The organism is Thalassobaculum fulvum, from assembly GCF_014652915.1.
GTDB lineage: Bacteria > Pseudomonadota > Alphaproteobacteria > Thalassobaculales > Thalassobaculaceae > Thalassobaculum_A > Thalassobaculum_A fulvum.
The window spans coordinates 321,123-340,401 of the sequence record NZ_BMZS01000008.1 but is presented as its reverse complement, the minus strand read 5'-3'; the positions used below and the strand labels follow the sequence as shown (position 1 = coordinate 340,401).

At 73.3% G+C, this 19,279-nt stretch carries 18 protein-coding genes; 4 read left to right on the top strand and 14 right to left on the bottom strand.

Going from position 1 to position 19,279, the window contains the following annotated elements; genetic code table 11:
* Positions 1-91 precede the first annotated feature (91 nt).
* Complete coding sequence (locus tag IE246_RS18085) at positions 92-1,555, bottom strand: alkaline phosphatase family protein (protein ID WP_189992214.1); 1,464 nt, start codon at positions 1,553-1,555, stop codon at positions 92-94.
* A 193-nt stretch (positions 1,556-1,748) separates the two neighbouring features.
* Between IE246_RS18085 and IE246_RS18080 the strand changes: the two genes are divergently transcribed.
* Both IE246_RS18080 and IE246_RS18075 read left to right on the top strand, forming a co-directional pair.
* The gene (locus IE246_RS18080; protein ID WP_189992212.1) at positions 1,749-3,800 is read left to right on the top strand and encodes a hydantoinase/oxoprolinase family protein; all 2,052 of its coding nucleotides are present in this window, start codon (positions 1,749-1,751) and stop codon (positions 3,798-3,800) included.
* Positions 3,801-3,802: 2 nt separating this feature from the next.
* On the top strand, positions 3,803-5,464 hold the full coding sequence (locus IE246_RS18075) for a hydantoinase B/oxoprolinase family protein (protein ID WP_189992210.1): 1,662 nt from the start codon (positions 3,803-3,805) through the stop codon (positions 5,462-5,464).
* Between the two features lie 7 nt (positions 5,465-5,471).
* Here the strand turns inward: IE246_RS18075 and IE246_RS18070 are convergent, their stop codons facing one another.
* A complete protein-coding gene (locus tag IE246_RS18070; protein ID WP_229837364.1) occupies positions 5,472-5,819 on the bottom strand; it encodes a hypothetical protein in 348 nt (115 codons plus the stop codon).
* A 273-nt stretch (positions 5,820-6,092) separates the two neighbouring features.
* Positions 6,093-7,328 carry an aminotransferase class V-fold PLP-dependent enzyme gene (locus IE246_RS18065; RefSeq protein ID WP_189992208.1) on the bottom strand — a complete coding sequence of 412 codons (1,236 nt, stop codon included), beginning with the start codon at positions 7,326-7,328 and terminating at the stop codon, positions 6,093-6,095.
* Between the two features lie 148 nt (positions 7,329-7,476).
* Between IE246_RS18065 and IE246_RS18060 the strand changes: the two genes are divergently transcribed.
* Entirely contained in the window at positions 7,477-8,256 is a 780-nt protein-coding gene (locus IE246_RS18060; protein WP_189992206.1) for an HpcH/HpaI aldolase family protein, read from the top strand.
* A 27-nt stretch (positions 8,257-8,283) separates the two neighbouring features.
* On the opposite strand, the gene IE246_RS18055 is transcribed toward IE246_RS18060, so the two are convergent.
* From IE246_RS18055 to deoA, 5 genes are all read right to left on the bottom strand, one after another.
* Complete coding sequence (locus tag IE246_RS18055) at positions 8,284-9,624, bottom strand: sodium-dependent transporter (RefSeq protein WP_189992204.1); 1,341 nt, start codon at positions 9,622-9,624, stop codon at positions 8,284-8,286.
* A 10-nt stretch (positions 9,625-9,634) separates the two neighbouring features.
* Positions 9,635-10,165 (bottom strand): DUF2937 family protein, encoded by a 531-nt coding sequence (locus IE246_RS18050; protein ID WP_189992202.1) that lies wholly within the window; start codon positions 10,163-10,165, stop codon positions 9,635-9,637.
* Between the two features lie 4 nt (positions 10,166-10,169).
* The gene (locus IE246_RS18045; RefSeq protein ID WP_189992200.1) at positions 10,170-11,069 is read right to left on the bottom strand and encodes a phytanoyl-CoA dioxygenase family protein; all 900 of its coding nucleotides are present in this window, start codon (positions 11,067-11,069) and stop codon (positions 10,170-10,172) included.
* Positions 11,070-11,235: 166 nt separating this feature from the next.
* Positions 11,236-12,459 carry a phosphopentomutase gene (locus IE246_RS18040; RefSeq protein ID WP_189992198.1) on the bottom strand — a complete coding sequence of 408 codons (1,224 nt, stop codon included), beginning with the start codon at positions 12,457-12,459 and terminating at the stop codon, positions 11,236-11,238.
* Positions 12,456-13,793: a thymidine phosphorylase gene (deoA, locus tag IE246_RS18035; protein WP_229837363.1), complete on the bottom strand. Its 1,338-nt coding sequence runs from the start codon at positions 13,791-13,793 to the stop codon at positions 12,456-12,458. The genes IE246_RS18040 and deoA overlap by 4 nt, the downstream gene beginning before the upstream one ends.
* 187 nt (positions 13,794-13,980) lie before the next feature.
* On the opposite strand from deoA, the gene IE246_RS18030 reads away from it, so the two are divergent.
* Positions 13,981-14,484 carry an Hsp20/alpha crystallin family protein gene (locus IE246_RS18030; RefSeq protein ID WP_189992196.1) on the top strand — a complete coding sequence of 168 codons (504 nt, stop codon included), beginning with the start codon at positions 13,981-13,983 and terminating at the stop codon, positions 14,482-14,484.
* Positions 14,485-14,657: 173 nt separating this feature from the next.
* On the opposite strand, the gene IE246_RS18025 is transcribed toward IE246_RS18030, so the two are convergent.
* From IE246_RS18025 to IE246_RS18005, 6 genes are all read right to left on the bottom strand, one after another.
* Positions 14,658-15,482 carry an acyl-ACP desaturase gene (locus IE246_RS18025; protein ID WP_229837362.1) on the bottom strand — a complete coding sequence of 275 codons (825 nt, stop codon included), beginning with the start codon at positions 15,480-15,482 and terminating at the stop codon, positions 14,658-14,660.
* A gap of 113 nt (positions 15,483-15,595) precedes the next feature.
* A complete protein-coding gene (locus IE246_RS28170; RefSeq protein WP_268245283.1) occupies positions 15,596-16,006 on the bottom strand; it encodes a hypothetical protein in 411 nt (136 codons plus the stop codon).
* Positions 15,964-16,356 (bottom strand): hypothetical protein, encoded by a 393-nt coding sequence (locus IE246_RS28165; RefSeq protein WP_268245282.1) that lies wholly within the window; start codon positions 16,354-16,356, stop codon positions 15,964-15,966. The genes IE246_RS28170 and IE246_RS28165 overlap by 43 nt, the downstream gene beginning before the upstream one ends.
* A complete protein-coding gene (locus tag IE246_RS18015) occupies positions 16,346-17,182 on the bottom strand; it encodes a purine-nucleoside phosphorylase (protein WP_189992192.1) in 837 nt (278 codons plus the stop codon). The genes IE246_RS28165 and IE246_RS18015 overlap by 11 nt, the downstream gene beginning before the upstream one ends.
* A complete protein-coding gene (locus tag IE246_RS18010) occupies positions 17,182-18,156 on the bottom strand; it encodes an ABC transporter permease (RefSeq protein ID WP_189992189.1) in 975 nt (324 codons plus the stop codon). The genes IE246_RS18015 and IE246_RS18010 overlap by 1 nt, the downstream gene beginning before the upstream one ends.
* On the bottom strand, positions 18,153-19,256 hold the full coding sequence (locus tag IE246_RS18005) for an ABC transporter permease (RefSeq protein ID WP_229837361.1): 1,104 nt from the start codon (positions 19,254-19,256) through the stop codon (positions 18,153-18,155). Before IE246_RS18005 ends, IE246_RS18010 begins: the two co-directional genes overlap by 4 nt.
* Positions 19,257-19,279: the final 23 nt, after the last annotated feature.

Below are 19,279 nucleotides of genomic sequence, written 5' to 3'. Positions count from 1 at the left end.
GGGTGTCACGCACCGGGAACCCAACGGCCTCCCGCCCCGCTCCAACAAAAGCACACTTCAAACACACAGGAACCCACGGCGCGACGGGCCGTCAGCCCGTCCGCAGCCCCCAGCGCAGGTACGGCCGCTTCGCCCCGGCGACCCGTGCCGTCACCAGCGTCTGGGCGTAGCCGCCGCGGCCGGCCTCGTGCACGGTCTCTGCGACCGGCGGGGCGGCGTCGCCGACGGCGAACGCCTCGTCCAGTGCCCGGCCCGGCATCAGCGGGTGCGGCGGCAGGTCGAGGGCGCGCAGGATGGTCGGTGCCAGGTCGACATGGGCGGTCGGGGTCTCGACCGTGGCACCGCTGCGGAACAGGTCGCCGCCCCAGAACAGGCAGTGGTTCAGCTCGGCCCTGGCGAAGCCGCCGTGCATGCCGCCGCCGACCGGGATGTCCGGGTTGTCGGCCAGGGCCACGCCCGGCAGCCCGCCCGCGGACTCGTCGTCGCGGGCACGCAGGGTGAACAGCACGTCGCCGGCCCGGCGGTGGTCGACGTTGGCGACGGCCAGCGGCAGCACGCCGAGCGCCTCGGGGTCGGCCGTGCGGGCCAGGATCGGCCCCGACCACTCGGCCTCCTGCAGCACCCGCACCAGTCGGTCGATCCGCGCCGGGTCGCGGTCGCGCACCGCCACATGCGCCGAGTAGCCGGGCTTCAGCGCATAGTCGACGTCCGGGCCAAGCGCCTTGCCGACCGCCAGGCCGGCCTTCGCCAGTTCGCCCGCCACGTCGATCTGGCCCTCGACCGTGACGTGGCCGTGGTCGGACATGGCGGCGATGTTCCAGCCCTGGGCCCGGCCCTCGGCCCGCCACCAGTCGAGGATCCGGCCGAACGCGGCGTCGACCCCGCCGATCGCGCTCTCGGCCTCGCCGCTGGCGGTGCCGCGGTAGTGGTAGGACAGGTCCGGCTCGTTCAGCCACAGCACGGCGACGTCCGGCCGGTGCGCCGGCAGGGTGTGCTCGAGCAGCACCCGGACCGCCCAGTCGGCGACCGCGGTGTTCGGGAATTCCTGGACCGGCGGCGTACCGAACCGGCGGGCGACCGCGGTGAAGCCGGCGGCCGGGGTCGAGGCGGCCTCGCCCCAGATCGACAGCACCGGCTGGCCGAGCTCGGCGGCGCGGCCGGCCAGCAGCCGGGCGTTGCCGATCTTGCCGGTGGTCACCGCGGCGAACCGCTTGCCGGCGCCCCACAGCAGCTCGGTCAGGTGGTGGGCGCCGATCAGCCGGCCGTACACCTTCTCGGCGGCGGTCATGCGCGGCGTGTCGGAGGTGTCCATCGCCGAGTCGAAGCCGAGCCGGCGGTCGTAGAAGGCGTTCGCCATGATGCCGTGGCCGGCCGGCGGGTGTCCGGTCATCACCGTGGAGACCTGCACCCGGGTCTCGCTCGGGAATGCCGAGGCGGTGTTCGGCAGGGTCACTCCGGCGGCCGCGAATGCCGCGATGTTGGGGGCGCGGTTCGGGGTGACGTGATCGAGCCGCAGGCCGTCGAACACGACGACCAGGACCTTCGGCGACGGCATGGAATCCTCCGGCGGAACGGGCGGGTCGCGCGAGGATACGGGGCGGTCCGGCGAACCGGAAGCGAAGCTTGGGTGACAATCGGCGGGCAGACCGATGCTCGGCACTTGACGCATGGTGCGGTGCACCGTTCCCATGGGGCGGCCCGCCGTTCGGCGCCCGCCTCCCGCTCACCCGCCCGAGGATTTCAGCCCCGTGACCTCGCTCCGCGTCGCCGTCGACATCGGCGGCACCTTCACCGACCTGCAGATCCTCGACGAGGCGACCGGCGTCGCCCACGCCCACAAGGTGCCGACCACGCCGACCGATCCGTCGGAGGGGCTGATCACCGGCATCCGCGAGGCCTGCGAACGGCTGGGCGTCGGCCCGGAGACGGTGCGGGCGATCCTGCACGGCACCACGATCGCCACCAACGCGGTGCTGCAGCGCCGGCTGCCGGACGGGGCGCTGATCACCACGGCCGGCTTCACCGACGTGCTGGAGATCGGCCGCCATGTCCGCAAGCACGTGTATGCCAACCGGGCCGAGCCGCGCGCCTTGCTGGTGCCGCGCTCGCGCCGCTTCGGCGTGGTCGAGCGGGTCCGCGCCGACGGCTCGGTCGAGACCGCGCTGGACGAGGCGTCGGTGCGCGCGGCCGCCGAGCGGGTGAAGGCCAGCGGGGCGACCGCCGTCGCCATCGCCTTCCTGCACGCCTACGCCAACCCGGCGCACGAGCTGCGGGCAGCCGAGATCGTCCAGCAGGTCCTGCCCGACGCCTTCGTGTCGTGCAGCCACCAGGTCAGCCCGGAGATCCGCGAGTTCGAGCGGACCTCGACCACGGTGCTGAACGCGCTGCTGATGCCGGTGGTGAAGACCTATCTCTCGAAGCTGCGGGCCCGGCTGGCCGACGCCGGGCTGGCCGCTCCGGTGTACCTGGTGCAGTCGAACGGCGGCGTCACCACGCCGGAGATCGCCGGCGAGCAGCCGGCCCGGCTGCTGCTGTCGGGGCCGTCCGGTGGTGCGAGGGCGGCCGAGGTGCTGGCCGCCGAGCTGGCCGAGCCGAACCTGATCGCGGTCGACATGGGCGGCACCTCGTACGACGTGTCGATCGTCCACGACGGCGCCATCCGGCTGGTCACCCAGGGCGACGTCGACGGCCTGCCGGTGCGGCTGCCGATGATCGAGATTCGCACCATCGGCGCCGGCGGCGGCTCGATCGCCAAGGTCGACGGCACCGGCCGGCTGCTGGTCGGGCCGGACAGCGCCGGCGCGGTGCCGGGGCCGGTGTGCTATCGGCGCGGCGGCGAGGAGCCGACCGTGACCGACGCCAACGTGGCGCTCGGGCGGATCGACCCCGGCTATTTCCTGGGCGGCGCGATGGACCTGGACGTGGACGGGGCGAAGCGGGCGCTGGCCGAACGGGTGGCGGCCCCGCTGGGGCTGGAGCCCGGGCCGGCGGCCGAGGGCGTGGTGGCGGTGGCGACCGCTCACATGGCCGCGGCGATCCGCCTCAGCCTGTTCGAGAAGGGCCTGGACCCCAAGGATTTCGCGCTGATCTCGTTCGGCGGCGCCGGCGGCCTGCACGCCTGCGACACCGCGGCCGAGATCGGCACCGGCCGGGTGGTGTTCCCGCGCGACCCCGGCACGCTCAGCGCCTGGGGCATGCTGTTCGGCGACGTGGTCCACGACCTGGCGCGCTCGCGGCTGCTCAAGGCCGACGCCTCGGCGGTGCCGGTGTTGGAGACCGCGCTGGCCGAGCTGCGGGCCGAGGCCGAGGACCTGCTGGCGCGCGACGGCATCGACCCGGCCGACCGGGCGTTCCCGGTGACCCTGGACCTGCGCTATCCGGGACAGGCCTACGAGATCGGCGTGACGCTGGCGGGGGTCGACGGCCTTGCCCCGGATGCGCTGAATGCGGCGGTCGCGGCGTTCCACGACGCCCACGAGCGCCAGTACGCCCATGCCGAGCGCCATATCGTCCCGGAGATCGTCACCGTGCGGATGGCCGCGACCGGCCGCCTGACCCGGCCGGGGGAACGGCCGTTCGACGCCGCTGCCGGCGGTGCGGCGAAGGGCACACGGCGGATCCGGATCGCCGGCGGCGAGCGCGACGCGGCGGTGTGGGAGCGGGCCGCCATCGGCACCGACGTCACGGTCGACGGGCCGGCGATCGTCGAGGAACCGCATTCCACCCTGCTGGTGCCGCCCGGCTGGCGGCTCGTCGCCCACCCGACCGGCGCCCTGATCGCCACCTGCGAAGGACTCTGACCATGGACGCGCTGAACCCGATCCCCCTTGGGCCGATCCAGGTGGAGATCATCCGCAACGCCTTCGTGGCGGCCGCCGAGGAGATGAGCGTCACGGTCTGGCGCACCAGCCGCAGCGCCGTGGTCCGCGAGATCCTCGACTACTCCTGCTGCATCTTCGACGCCAAGGGCCGCAGCACCGCCCAGTCCGCGGCGATGCCGGTGCACCTGAACTCGATGCCGGCCTGCCTGGAGGAGATCCTGGCCAGCCACATCCCGCTCGAGGAGTGGCACGAGGGTGACATCGTCATCACCAACGATCCCTATGCCGGCGGCCAGCACCTGCCGGACATCCAGACCTTCAAGCCGGTGTTCCTGGATGGTCGGCTGATCGCCATCGCCGGCATCCTGGTGCACCACCTGGACGTCGGCGGCGGCGCGGCCGGGTCGTACGACGCGTCGGCCACCGAGATCTACCAGGAGGGCTTCCGGATCCCGCCGCTGAAGCTGGCCGAGGGCGGCCGGCGCAACGAGGCGGTGATCAAGCTGCTGCTGCGCAACAGCCGCGAGCCGGTCAACGTCGGCGGCGACTTCGCCTCGCAGCTCGCCGCACTCGACACCGGTGTGGCCAACCTGCAGCGGCTCGGCCGGCGCTACGGCGCCGACACCCTGGCGGCCGCGGCCGAGCGCATCCAGGCGCAGTCCGAGGCGGCGATGCGCGCCACCATCGCCCAAATCCCGGACGGCACCTACGCGTTCGAGGACTTCGTCGACGACGACGGCATCGAGCGCGACCGGCCGCTGCGCATCCACGTCGCGCTGACGGTCAAGGGCGAGGAGGTGCTGATCGACCTGTCGGGCTCCGCCGAACAGGCGGTCGGGCCGGTCAACTGCACCCTGAACATGACCCGCTCGGCCGTGGTCTGCGGGGTGATGATGGCGCTCGGCAGCGAGGTGCCGGCCAATGCCGGCTGCTACCGGCCGGTGACCGTTACCGCGCCCGAGGGGCTGGTGGTCAACGCCCGCTCGCCGGCCCCGGTCGCCAACCGCATGGCCACCGGGCACCGCATCGTCACCACCGTGCTGGGGGCGTTCGCCCAGGCGATGCCGGGCAAGGTGCCGGCCGCCTATTACGGGGTCAGCTACGCCTACGCCCTGAACTGCTTCCTGGAGGACGGCCGCCGGCAGGTCTATTTCGACCTGGAGTGCGGTGGCTGGGGCGCGCACCCGGAGGAGGACGGCGCCAGCGGGTTCTCCTGCGGCTTCCACAACATCGCCAACGCGCCGGTGGAGATGCTGGAGAACACCCTGCCGCTGACCTTCGTGGAATACGGCCTGGTGCCGGACAGCGGCGGGCGCGGGCGGACCCGCGGTGGCCTCGGACTGGCCCGGGCGTTCCGGCTCGACGCGCGGGAGGGCCGGTTCGCCGCCAACCTGGAGCGTTTCAAGTTCGCGCCCTACGGGCTGGCCGGCGGCGAGGCCGGGCGGCCGGGCCGGCTGACCGTCACCCGCGCCGGCACGGGCACGTCCGAGGAACTGCCGTCCAAGGTCGGCGGGCTGAAGGTGGCGCGCGGCGACGTACTGCGGCTGCAGACCGCCGGCGGCGGCGGCTACGGCGACCCGGCGGAGCGGGCCCCGGCGGCGGTCGAGCGCGACCGCGCCGAGGGCTACACCAGCGCCGGCTGACCGGGCGTCAGGAGTTCTGGCCGGGCTTCGGCAGCTCCGCCGTCTGCTCGCGCACCCAGCCCTCGCCGGCCGAGATGACGCAGGTCGGGCCGCCGGGGATCGTGATCGCGATGGTCCAGGTTCCCCGGTCGTCCGAACTGTAGACCTGGACGAGGTTGCCGTCGGCGTCGACCCCGGCGGCGGTGAGCACCTCGCCGTACTGCTTGCCGAGCCGATCCATCAGGAGATCGGCGCGCGGCGTGCAGAGCCTGGCGGCCTGGGCGTCGGCCGGGGTCGTTCCGGACGCCGTCAGAGCCAGGGCCAGCACACCCGCGACCGCCGCCGTTCTGGCAATGCTCGCGTTAACCCGTGTCATGACCCGCTTCCTTTCCGGGACCGTCGGCCGGTCCCTTGCCTCGACGTTCTGTCGTCGGTCCGGTGTGAGACGACGCCGGTCGATGCCAGTACACGTCGTCTTCCGGGCCGATTATCAGTCAGGAACCGCTAATAAACCGTCACCGTTTTCCAAATGATCCGTTAACGGGTGGAAAAAGGTCCGGGTGCATTCGCGCGGACGGAACACGGCATCGTGCCGTCCAATACTCCGGAGAACCGGTATGACTAGACCGTGGCTGGGTTCTCCGGCGCGTTAGCCGGCGGACAGGATGGCGCGCACCCGTTCGGCGATGGTCCGTTCGTCGTCCGGTCGCAGGGCGACCGGGGCGAGCAGCACGATGCCGTCCTGCACCCGCGACGGGTTGGCTGCGACCGACGGCCGGCCGTCCTGCAGCCGGCGCACCAGCTCGAGGGCGTCGAGGCCGAGGGCGGCCTCGTCGAGGGTGAGCTCGACGGTCGGGGTGCCGTTGCGGCGGTCGCGGACGATCCGCACGGCCGTGTGCGGGATGCCGCGCAGGCCGTCGGCGAGCCGCTCCATCTGCGCGGTCCAGCGGACGATCCGGGCGTCGTCTCCCTCGGCGACGAACAGGTCGAGGGCGGTCAGCAGGCCGACGATCGCCTCCTTGCCGACCTTGGCCGGGCGGCCGATGCCGTGCTGCGGCAGGCCCGGCAGGCGGGCCTTGTCGAACAGCGCCGGCGGCGGGTTCCACTGCTCCCACAGGATGTCCTGGTCGAGGTGCTGCAGGGCGGCCGCCATCACCAGGTCGCGCCGGCCGCACAGGATGCCGGAGGCCTGCGGGCCGCCGATCGCCTTGCCACCGGAGAAGCACACCAGGTCGGCGCCCTCGGCGACGAAGCGCCTCAGGTTGGCGGCCGGCGGCAGCTGGGCGGCGGCGTCGACCAGCACCGGCACCCCGGCGGCATGGGCGACCGTCACCACCTCGGCGAGCGGCGGCCGGGCGTCCGGCCCAGCGACGTACAGCACCGCGGCGGTGCGGTCGGTAATGGCGGCGGCGATCTCCCAGGCCTCGGTGTCGCGCACGCCGGCTCCGGCGAACCGGTCCGACAGGCCGACCTCGACCAGGGTCACGCCGGCGGCCCGGACCGCGTGGTCGTAGAAGTTGCGGTGGCTGCGCGGCACCACGACCTCGTTCTTCATCCCGGTGGTGTCGGGCAGCCGGTTCATGCGCGCCGGGTCGAGCCCGGTGACGCAGGCGGCGGTGCCGAGCAGCAGCGCCGCCGCCGCGCCCGAGGTGACATAGCCGGCCTCGGCCCCGGTGTGGCCGGCGATCAGCTCCGAGGCGCGCGCCTCCAGGGTCGCCATGTCGACCGTCCACTGGGTGGCCTCGCGCATGGCGTCGGCCACCTCGGGACGCATGATCCCGCCGGACAGCCGGGTGGCGGTGGTGTGGGCGTTGATGACGGTCGGCACCCCGAGCCGCTCGTAGACGGTGGTGTTGCGGTTCCCCGTCGGGTCGGCGTCCGTCATCGGGTTCCTCCGTTCTGCAGGCGGTCGTGGTGTCCCGCGATTGTGGCCGGAGCGGGCGCCGGTTTGGCAACGGGAACATTCCGTTCCGGCGCTTGCGGGCCGGCCGGCCGCGTGCTTGGCTTCGGCTGTACCCGCAGGAGACTTTCCCATGTTCCGCCCGAACCACCTGAAATCGGTGATCGCCGCCGGTGAGCCGGCGCTCGGCGTCTGGCTGCAGCTGGGCGAGCCGTCGATCGCCGAGATCGCCAGCCTGGCCGGCTACGATTTCCTGATCCTGGACAACGAGCACGGCCCGGCCTCGCTCCCGCAGACCGTCCACAGCATGCGGGCCGCCCAGGCCGGCAAGGCCACCGTGATGGTCCGGGCGCCGGGCCAGGACCCCGACTACCTGAAGCGGATCCTGGACGCCGGCGCCGAGGCGATCATGGTGCCGATGGTCGAGACCGCCGAGCAGGCGCGCGCCGTGGTCGCCGCCTGCCGCTATCCGCCGGCCGGTCGCCGCGGCTACTCGGCGCCGACGGTGCGGGCGTCGGGCTACGGCGCCGACCCGGACTATGCCGCCAAGGCCAACGACCAGCTGTTCATCTGCGTGCAGATCGAGTCCGACAAGGCGGCCGCTCAGGCCCAGGAGATCGCCGCGGTCGACGGGGTCGACCTGGTGTTCATCGGGGTCGCCGACCTGTCCGGCTCGATCGGCCTGATGGGCCAGCCCGGCCGGCCCGAGGTCGACGCCCAGATCCGCAAGGCCGAGGCCGGGGTACGGGCGGCCGGCAAGCCGCTCGGCACAATCCCGCGGCCGGGCCACAGCATGGTCGAGCTGGCGGCCGAGGGTTACCGGCTGCTGGCCGGAATCGCCGATTCCGGGGCGCTCAGGGCGGCCTTCACCGCCGACGTGGCGGCGTTCGCCCCGGCCAAGCGGAAGGGCTGACCGGGTGGAAGGGCTGACGGGGGCCGCTCAACCGGTCGCCGCGCGCACCAGGATCAGCCCGATCGCCAGCGGCACCGGGATCCGCAGCAGCCACAGCCAGACGGTGCCGGCCCAAGTGCCGTACAGGTCGGCCTCGCGCCGGGCCAGGCCCTGCTCGATCCGCCAGCCGACGAACAGCGCGATCGCCAGGCCGCCGAGCGGCAGCACCATGTCGGCGGCGACGGCGTCGATGGCGTCCAGGATGCCGCGGCCGGCGATCCGGATGCCCGACAGCAGCCCGAAGCCGAGCGCCGACGGCAGGCCGAGCAGGAACACCAGGGCGCCGGCCGCGAGCGCGGCGGTGCGCCGGCGCAGCCGCAGCCGACGCATGGCGACCGCCACCGGGACCTCCAGCATCGACAGCATCGAGGTCAGCGCCGCGGCCGCCAGCAGAAAGAAGAACAGCGTTCCGACGATCCGGCCGCCGGGCATCGCCAGGAAGATCTGCGGCAGGGTGATGAACGCCAGCTCCGGCCCGGCCTTCGGGTCGACCCCGAAGGCGAACACCGCCGGGAAGATCGCCAGCCCCGCGACCAGCGCGAACAGGGTGTCGCCGACCACGATGGCGATCGCCGAGGCCGGCAGGCCGACGGTGCGGGGCAGGTAGCTGCCGTAGGTCGCGAACACCGCCGCGCCGACCCCGAGCGAGAAGAACGCCTGGCCGAGCGCGGCGGCGTAGACGGCCGGGTCGGCGAACGCCGACCAGTCGGGGGCGAACAGGAAGCGCAGGCCGGCACCGGCCCCCGGCAGCGAGACCGCGTGAATCGCCAGGCCGGTGACGATGACCGCCAGGGTCGGCATCAGCCAGCGGTTCAGGCGCTCGATGCCGCCCTGCACGCCGCTCGCCACCACCGCGACGGTCGCGGCCAGCATCGTCGCCTGCCAGACCACCGGCTCGACGGTGCCGGCGACGAACTGCTGGAAATAGCCGCCGTAGCCGGCGGCGGCGACGGTCCAGAGCGTGCCGGTGACGGCGCCGACGGCGTAGTCGAGCGCCCAGCCGGCGATGACCGCGTAGTAGCTGAGGATGACCGTGCAGCCGACCACGGCCATCCAGCCGGCCAGCGGCCAGGCGTGCCGCGGCTCGGGGTCGGCGACCGTGAACGCCGCGATCGCGTCGCCCTGGGCGCGCCGGCCGAGCGACAGCTCGCCGATCACCAGCGGCAGGCCGATCAGCACCACGAAAGCCAGGTAGATCAGCAGGAAGGCGCCGCCGCCGTTCTCGCCGGCGACGTACGAGAACCGCCAGATATTGCCGATCCCGACCGCCGACCCGATGGTCGCCAGGATGAAGCCGGTGCGCGACCGCCACTGTTCCCGGTCGTTCATCGCGGGCACCTCATCGTGTTCGCGGGCGCGGACGTGGCCGCGGCCATTGCGGGTGGCGGGCGCGCTCGATCAGTCTTGCGGTACCGGCGCCGCCGGCGTGCAGCAGCCAGCCGAGCACCAAGCCGGCCGCGCCCCAGCGCACGTCGAGCGTCAGCCCCGGCCGCCACTGCGCGTAGGCCCGCTCCAGGATCGCCCGGTCGTGCGACCGCACGACCACCCAGGGCCGGGTCCAGGGACCGGCCTCGGCCATCGCCTGCTGCAGCGCGCTGAGTTCCGCGACCCGCTCGACCAGCCGCTCGACCGCCTCGCCGGTCTTGCGGAAGGCGACGTCCTCGCTGGCGGCCAGGCGCCGGCGGTAGTCGTCGAAGGCCAGCCCGGCGCCGGCGGCCGCCCGCTCGAAGCTGTCGAGGGTGGCGCGCGCCTCGTCCAGCGCGCCGCCGAGGCGCTGGCCGTAGGCGTCGACGAAGGTCGGGATTTGCGACCCGAGCAGCGCGCCGCCCAGCACGAAGGCGAGGAACACGAGGTCGCGCAGCAGGCCCATCCGGTCAGGTCCTCCGCTGCGGTGCGGACGGCCCGAAGCCGCGGAACGGCCGGTCCGGCGGACGGCGCAGCCAGTTGCCGGGATGCCAGCGCGCGGCCCCGTCGACCGCATGCAGGGTGTAAGCCATGCGCGAGCGGTCCGAGGTGTTGGGGGCGCTGCCGTGCGGCAGCCTGCCGTGCAGCACCACCAGCGTGCCCTTCGGCGCCGGCAGCGGCACCGCCGCCGCCTCGTCGAACGGCGTCGGGTCCAGGGTCTCGGTCACCAGCTCGCCGTCGACCTCGTGGAACAGCCGGCGCAGCGGCCCGCGGTGGCCGCCAGGAATGGCGTACAGGCAGCCGTTGGTGGCGTCGGCGTCCTCCAGCGCGAGCCAGAAACCGACGACGCTAGGCGGGTCGGTGACCAGGAACGTGGCGTCCTGGTGGCAGGTGACCTCGCCGCCGATCGACGGCGGCTTCCAGATCACCATCGACTGCACCAGCCGCGGGTCGGCGAGGCCGATGCCGCGGGCCAGGGCGGCGAGCTGCGGCCGGCGCGACACCCGGTCGAACACCGGGTCCAGGTCGTGCATGGCGTGGCCGAGCTTGTTCACCGCCTCGAGCTTCGGGCGGATCAGCCTGCCGGCCGCGTCGATGGCGCCGTCCTCCAGGAACACCCGGACCTTGTCGCCGGACTCCCGGAACCAGCTCTCGGCGGCGTGGCGCGGCGCCGTGGTCGAGAACACCGCCGCCCCTTCGGCCGGGTCCCAGGCCTCGACGATGGCGCGCGAGCGCTCGACCAGGGCATCGCAGTCGGCTGCCGGCACCGCGTCCTCGATCACCAGCACGCCGTCGCGCGCCCACGCCGCCAGCATGGCGGGGGAGGGCGCGCCGCCGGCGGTGGCGGCGAAGCGGGGGATTGCGGTCATGGAGCAGCGCCCGTCGCGCCGTGGGTTCCGGCTCGGCTGCGCGGAGGCGCATCCGTCCGGAATGACGTCAAGGAAAGGGCAGGGGCGGCCGGCTCCCCCTTTCCCGACGTCATCCCGGACTTGATCCGGGACCCACCCGCAACCGCGGTGCTGATCCAAGACACCTTCATCCGCCCCTCCCAAGCCGGCTCACGCCGTGCGGCCCCGGCGGCAGGCCGAGATGGTCGGCCAGGGTGGCGCCGACGTCGGCGAAGGCGAGCCGGCCGAGGTCGCCGTGCGGGGCCGCCGGGCCGGCCAGCAGCACCGGCACCTGCTCGCGGGTGTGGTCGGTGCCGGGCCAGGTCGGGTCGTTGCCGTGGTCGGCGGTCAGCACCGCCAGGTCGCCGGCCCGCAGCCGGTCGAGGAAGTCGGGCAGCCGGCGGTCGAACGTCTCGAGTTCGGCGGCATAGCCGGCGACGTCGCGGCGGTGGCCCCACAGGCTGTCGAAGTCGACGAAGTTCACGAGGACCAGTGCGCCGTCGGGCGCGGTGTCGGCTGCCTCCAGCAGGGCGTCGTACAGGGCCGGGTGGCCGCTGGCCTTGACCTCGCGGCCGGTGCCCTGGTGGGCGAAGATGTCGCCGATCTTGCCGATCGAGATCACCGTCCCGCCGGCATCGGCATGGCGCTGCAGCAGGGTCGGCGCCGGCGGCGGCACCGCCAGGTCCTTGCGGTTGCCGGTGCGGGTGAAATCGGCGGCGCCGGTGCCGACGAACGGCCGGGCGATCACCCGGCCGACGGTGTCCGGGATCAGCCGGCGGGCGATCCGGCACAGCTCGTACAGTCGCTCCAGCCCGAACGCCTGCTCGTGGGCGGCGATCTGCACCACGCTGTCGGCCGAGGTGTACAGGATCGGCTTGCCGGTGCGGACATGCTCCTCGCCGAGCCGCGCGATGATCTCGGTGCCGCTGGCGTGACAGTCGCCGAGCACGCCGGGCAGCCCGGCCTCGCGGACAAGCGCCGCGGTGAACTCCGCCGGGAACGCCGGCACGGTGGTCGGGTAGTAAGTCCAGTCGAAGGCGACCGGCACGCCGGTCAGCTCCCAGTGGCCGCTCGGAGTGTCCTTGCCCCTGGAGGTCTCGGCGGCGTGGCCCCAGGCGCCGCGGGTCGCAGCCCCGGCCTCCAGGCCCGGCGGTTCGGTGCCGGCGGCGGCCCGGTGGGCGGCGCCGAGGCCGAGCGACAGCAGGGTCGGGATCGCAAGCGGTCCGCCGCGGCCGTGGCGGTCGCCGCGCCCGTCGGCGCAGGCCTCGGCGATGTGGCCGAGGGTGTCGGCGCCGGTGTCGCCGAAGTCGGCCGCGTCCGGGGCGCCGCCGATGCCGACGGAGTCGAGGACGACCAGGAAGCCGCGGCTCATCGCGCCTCTCCGGTGCGGCGCTCGATCACCGCCGGGCCGGCGGCGACCGGGTCCGAACCGATGGTCACGGCGTGCCGCACCGCTTCGGCACCGCGCTCGGCGGCGGCTTCGGAGCTCGCGTGCACCACGGCGATCGGCCGGTCGGCGTCGACCGGTTCGCCGATGCCGGCGACCGCATCCAGCCCGACCGCATGGTCGATCGGGTCGGCCGCCCGGCGCCGGCCGCCGCCGAGCTCGATCACCGCCACGCCGAGGGCGCGGGTGCCGACGGCGGCGACGATGCCGGGCTGCGCCGGGGGCACCGGGCGGACGACCGCGGCACGGGGCAGATGGTCGTCCGGGCGCTCCAGCAGGTCGGCCGGTCCGCCGAGGTCGGCGACCATGGCGGCGAACCGCTCGGCCGCCCGGCCGTCGGCCAGCGCGGCCTCGGCCATGGTCCGGCCGGCCGCGGGGTCGTCGGCCAGCCTGCCGAGCGCCAGCATCTCGCCGGCGAGCGCCAGGGTGACCTCCTGCAGCCGGCGGTCGCGTGCCTCGCCGGTCAGGAATCCGATCGCCTCGCGCACCTCCAGGGCGTTGCCGGCGGTCCGGCCCAGCACCTGGTTCATGTCGGTGACCAGGGCGACCGTCGGCAGGCCGGCGCGGTTGGCGGTCTCGGCGATGGCGTCGGCCAGGTCGCGGGCGTCGTCCAGGGCGGCCATGAAGGCGCCGCTGCCGGTCTTCACGTCCATCACCAGCCCCTGCAGGCCGGCCGCCAGCTTCTTCGACAGGATCGAGGCGACGATCAGCGGGATCGACTCGACGGTCGCGGTCACGTCGCGGATCGCGTACAGCCGGCGGTCGGCGGGCGCCAGGTCGTCGGTCTGGCCGATCACCGCGCAGCCGGCCGAGCGCACCACGCGCCCGAAGGTCGCGAGGTCGGGGGCGGTGTCGTAGCCGGGGATCGAGTCGAGCTTGTCGAGGGTGCCGCCGGTGTGGCCGAGGCCGCGGCCGGAGATCATCGGCACGTAGCCGCCGCAGGCCGCCACGATCGGCGCCAGCATCAGGCTGACCTTGTCGCCGACCCCGCCGGTCGAGTGCTTGTCGAGCACCGGTCCCGGCAGGTCCGGCCAGGCCAGCACCCGGCCGCTGTCGGCCATCGCCCGGGTCAGGGCGGCGCGTTCGTCGGCGTCGAGGCCGCGGAAGAACACCGCCATCGCGAACGCCGCCGCCTGGCCCTCGGTGATCGAGCCGTCGCTGACCCCGGCGACGAAGGCGGCGATGGCCTCGGCCGGCAGCCGGCCGCCGTCGCGTTTGGCGCGGATGGTTTCCTGAGGCAGCGGGGCATGATTCGGCACTGGGGCGGTCCGGTCGGTTGACTGTGGCGGATCCAGATATGGGGGCACGCTAGCACCGCCGCACGCCACTGTAAGCCCGCGCGGTCCAGGTCGCCGAGTGGTTGATTTGGCTCAATGTCGCCCCCAGATCGCGGCCGCATTCTTGGATCACCCAATCCCTGAGCATCGATCCTCGAGGAGGTGGATCATGGCTGAGCAAGACAAGACCCCGGTTCCGGCTTCGTCGTCGTCGCGGGCGCTCGATCCGTTCGCGGCGTTCCGCAGCGAGATGGACCGGGTGATGGACAGCTTCTTCGGCGGCCGTTCGCTGTTCCAGATGCCGTCGTTCAACGTGCCCGACCTGCGGGTCGGCGACGTGGCGCTGGTGCCGCAGGTCGACGTCAAGGAGGACGACAAGGCGATCACCGTGACCGCCGAGCTGCCGGGGCTGACCGAGAAGGACATCGAGGTCACCCTGGAGGACGGCGTGCTGACCCTGAAGGGCGAGAAGCGGGAAGAGAAGACCGACGCGGCCGCCAAGATCACCGAGCGCCGCTACGGCCGGTTCCTGCGCAGCTTCCGGCTGCCGGACGGCATCGACGAGGACAAGGTGGCGGCCGCGGTCGACAAGGGCGTTCTGCACATCACCGTGCCGAAGAACCCGAAGGCCGCCCCGAAGGCCCGCAGCATCCCGATCGGCGGGAAGAGCTGAGCGGCGGGGAGACGCCCGTCGCGCCGTGGGTTCCGGCTCGGTCGCGCCGTCGGGCGCGTCCGTCCGGAATGACGTCAGGAAGGGGAGGGCGTCCCAACCAAGTCGTCATTCCGGCCCGGACCGCTGCCAGCGGGACGGATCCGGAATCCACCCGCCGCCGCAGCGACCGATGACTACGCCGCCATCTTTGCCAGCTCGCGCTGGCGCTTCGCCAGCAGCCACTTGGCGCCGTAGTTGGTGGCCTGGAACAGCTTGGTGTGGGGCTTCAGGCCGCAGGCCTTGAAGATCATCGCCAGCGCCTTCTCGATGTGCGGGTCGCGGTAGTACTGGTAGGCGCGCCGCATGTAGGCCTTGGTGTTGCGCTCGCGGTCGTAGGGCTCGCCCTGGTTGTTGGCGGCGTAGAACGCGTAGGCGAGCTCGTCGTCCTCGGTCTCCATGATCCGCCCGAGTGCCAGCCTGAGGCGCTGCAGGGTGCCGATCCGGTCCTGCTCCAGGAACCGCTTCAGGTGGTCGTAGAACAGCTTGTAGTGGCGCAGCTCGTCGCCGGCGATGAACCGGCAGATCGCCTTCAGCGCCGGCTCCTCGGTGGCGTCGCCGAGCGCGCGGTAGTACGAGCTGGTGCCGACCTCGACCATGCAGCGGGCGACCAGCTCGCCGGCGCGCGAACCGCGGATCGACTCGGTGGCGTCGACGTCGGGACGGAAGCCCTTGCGGAAATCTGCGAACCGGGGCTCGAACTCGAAGCTCGGGTCGGCGAGGGCCGACCACCTGCCGAGCGCCTGGCCGTGCTGGCGCTCCTCCAGGCCCCACTCCTCGGCGGCCTGCACGAAGGCGTCGTCGTCGCGGAACACGTTCTTCAGGTAGGTGACGTAGTCGGCCGAGTTGTACTCGACCATCGCCGCCGCCTTGGCCAGCGCCAGCTGGTCCGGCTCGACCTTCGACGGATCGAACGAGTCCCACGGCACGTCGTCGAGAGTCCAATGCTTAACGGGCTTCACGGTACTTCTCTCCATGAACGGGCTGCCCTTCGATCCGACGCCTGCGGCAACCATTCGCGGCAGCTGGACCGACAGTTCCAAGCATGCCGAATTGCCGGGCGGAACGGAACGCCTCAGTAGGCGGCGCGCGAGGCCGGTGCCGCCGAGCCGTCGCCGAGCGTCGCCAGCAGCGCGCCCAGCAGGCCGCTGGCGCCGAACCGGAAACGCGCCGGCCCGACGGTCGTTCCGAGGACCCGGTCGGCGAGCCGCAGGTAGGCGGCGGCCTGGGCGGCGGTGCGCACGCCACCCGCCACCTTGACGCCGACCGGGCGGCCGGCGGCGGCCGCCACCTCAAGCAGCAGGTGGGCGGATTCCAGGGTCGCCGACACCGGCGTCTTGCCGGTCGAGGTCTTCAGGAAGTCGGCGCCCGCCGCCACCGCCGCCTCTGCGGCGCCGCGGATCGCACCCGACGTCATCAGCCGGCCGGTCTCCAGGATCACCTTCAGGGTGCGGTCGCCGGCGGCCGCGCGGGCCGCCTCCAGCACCGCGATCGCCGGCGCCCGGTCAGCCAGGCCTGGTAGGGCAGCACCACGTCGATCTCGTCGGCGCCGTCGCCGACCGCCGCGCGGGTCTCGGCGGCGACCGCCGTGGCGTCCTCGCGGCCGTGCGGGAAGTTCACCACCGTGCAGACCCTGACGCCGCTGCCGTCGAGCAGACGGCGGCATAGCGGCACGAACGGCGCATACACGCAGACCGCCGCCACCGGCCCGGCCGGGGTGACGGCGCGGGCGCACAGCGCCTCGATCGCCGCGTCGGTGTCGTCGTCGTTCAGCGAGGTCAGGTCGAGGCAGGCGATCGCCCGGACCGCGGCGTCGTTCAGGGGATCAGCGCTCATCGGTCGCTCCCGACAGGAAGCGGCTCAGCAGGCGGGCGAGGTCGGCCGCCATGGCGGAGCCGCGGGTCATGGTTTCGGCGTGGTCGAGGGCCGAGCCCGGCACCATGCCGGCGGCCAGGTTGGTGATGCCGGAGATCGCCGCCACCCGCACGCCCATGTGCCGGAGCGCGATGGTCTCGGGCACCGTCGACATGCCGACGGCGTCGGCGCCGAGGATCCGCATCGCCCGGATCTCGGCCGGGGTCTCGAAGCTGGGGCCGAGCACCCAGTAGTACACGCCCTCGGCGAGCGCGATGCGCTCGGCATGGCCGGCGTCGCGCAGGCGCTCCTGCAGGGCGGCGTCGTAGGCCGAGGTCATGTCGAAGAACCGCGGTCCCAGGGCGTCCTCGTTGGCGCCGGCCAGCGGGTTCAGCCCGGTGCCGTTGATGTGGTCGGTCACCAGCATCAGCCGGCCGGGGCCGACCGAGGCGTGCAGGCTGCCGGCGGCGTTGGTCAGCACCACTGTGTCGCAGCCGAGCCGGGCCAGGGTGCGGACCGGGCGCACGACGTCGGCCAGCCGATGTCCTTCATAGGCGTGGGCGCGGCCCTGCAGCACCGCCACCGGGGTGCCGCCGAGGCTGCCGAGCCGCAGCCGGCCGGCATGGCTGGTGACGCCCGGCCGCGGGAAGCCGGGGATATCCTCGTACCGGATGTCGGTAGCGTCGGTCACCGCGTCGGCGACGGCGCCGAGCCCGGAGCCGAGCACGATCCCGACCTTCGGGGCGGCGCCCGGTGCCCGGGCGCGGATCGCGTCGACGGCGGCGTCGAGGGCGTGGAGTTCCGACATCACCGCTCCTTCACATAGGGCACGCCGATGGCCTTCGGGGCGATCGCCTTGCCGATGAAGCCGGCCAGCAGGATCACCGTCAACGCGTAAGGCAGCGCCTGGATCAGCGCCACCGGCGCCTGGCCGATCCCGGGCAGCTCGACCCCCTGCAGCCGGGTCGCGGCCGCGTCGAGGAAGCCGAACAGCACGCAGGCCAGGAACGCCGGCACCGGCCGCCATTTGCCGAAGATCAGCGCGGCCAGCGCGATATAGCCCTTGCCGGCGGTCATGTCGCGCACGAACCCGGCCGACTGCGCGGTCGAGAGATAGGCGCCGGCGACCCCGCACAGCGCCCCGGTAACCAGCACCGCCCGGTAGCGCAGCCACTCGACCGAGATGCCGGCGGTGTCGACCGCCGCCGGGGTCTCGCCGACCGCCCTGAGGCGCAGCCCGAAGCGGGTCCGGAACACCACCCACCAGGCCGCCGGCACGGCGGCGAGCGCGGTGTAGACCAGGATGTTGTGGCCGCTGAGCAGCTCGTAATACAGGTCGCCGATGACCGGCACGCCGCGCAGCGCCTCGGCGAACGGCAGCTCGATCGGCGCGAACCGGGCGCCGTGGGCCAGCGCCGGGGTCTGGCCGCCCTGGTCGAACCAGGCGATGCCCAGCACCACGGTCAGCCCGGCCACCATCACGTTGATCGCCACGCCGCTGACCACCTGGTTGCCGCGATAGGTGATGCAGGCGAGGCCGTGCAGAAGGGCAAGGCAGCACGACACCAGCACCGCCACCAGCAGGCCGACCCAGGCCGAGCCGGTGACCGCCGCGGTGGCGGCAGCGGCGAACGCGCCGGCCAGCATCTTGCCCTCGAGCCCGATGTCGATGACGCCGGAGCGCTCGCTGAACAGCCCGGCCATCGACGCCAGGATCAGCGGGGCGGCGACCCGGACGGTGGCGTCCAGGGTCAGCAGGACCAGCAGCCAGGCCTCGCTCACGCCGCGTCCTCCCGCCGCATCCGGCGCCACAGCCTGAGCGCCAGCGGGTTCAGCATGTAGGCCAGCGCCCCGGAGAACAGGATCACCAGGCCCTGGATCACCACCACCATGTCGCGGGTGATGTTGTCGAACTCGAAGTCGAGCTCGGTGCCGCCCTGGTACAGCGCGCCGAACAGCAGGCTGGCCAGCACGATGCCGACCGGGTGGGCCCGGCCCATCAGCGCGACGGCGATGCCGGTGAAACCGTAGCCGGCGGTGAAGTTCAGCAGCAGCCGGTGGTGCACCCCGAGGATCTCGTTGATGCCGACGAAGCCGGCGAGCGCGCCGGAGATGCACATGGTGACGACGACGACACGCTTCGGGTCGATGCCGGCATACACCGCCGCCGGCTCGTTGTGGCCGACCGTGCGGATCGCATAGCCCCAGCGGGTCCGGTAGATCAGCAGCCAGACGAACACGCAGGCCAGCGCCGCCCACAGGATCGACAGGTTGAGCGGCGAGCGGGCGACCGGGATCCCGACGGCGCCGAGCATCTCGTGCACGAACGGCAGCCACACCGTGGGCTCGAACTCCCGGCTCTCCGGCGACATCTGGCCCGGCTGGATCAGCACGTTGACCATCAGGTGCACCATCAGGGCCGAGGCCAGGAAGTTGAACATGATGGTGGTGATGACGACGTGGCTGCCGCGGTGCGCCTGCAGCCAGCCCGGCAGGAACGCCCAGGCGGCGCCGGACAGCCCAGCGGCGGCGATCGCCACCGGGATCAGCGCCCAGCCCGGCAGCCAGGCGTCGAGCCCGAGCGCGACCAGCCCGACCCCGAGCCCGCCGATATAGGCCTGGCCCTCGCCGCCGATGTTGAACAGCCCGGCATGGAAGGCCACGGCGACCGCCAGGCCGGTGAACACCAGGTTGGTGGCGTAGTACAGGGTGTAGCCGATCGCCTCGTCGTAGCCGAAGGCGCCGGTGACCAGCACCGACAGGGCGTCGAGCGGGTTCTCGCCGGCGACCAGCACGACCGCGCCGGCGACCAGGAAGGCCAGCAGGATGTTGACCGCCGGGATCAGCCCGACGTCGATCCAGCGCGGCAGCTCGCGGCTCACGGGTGGCGCTCCTCGAGCGGGCT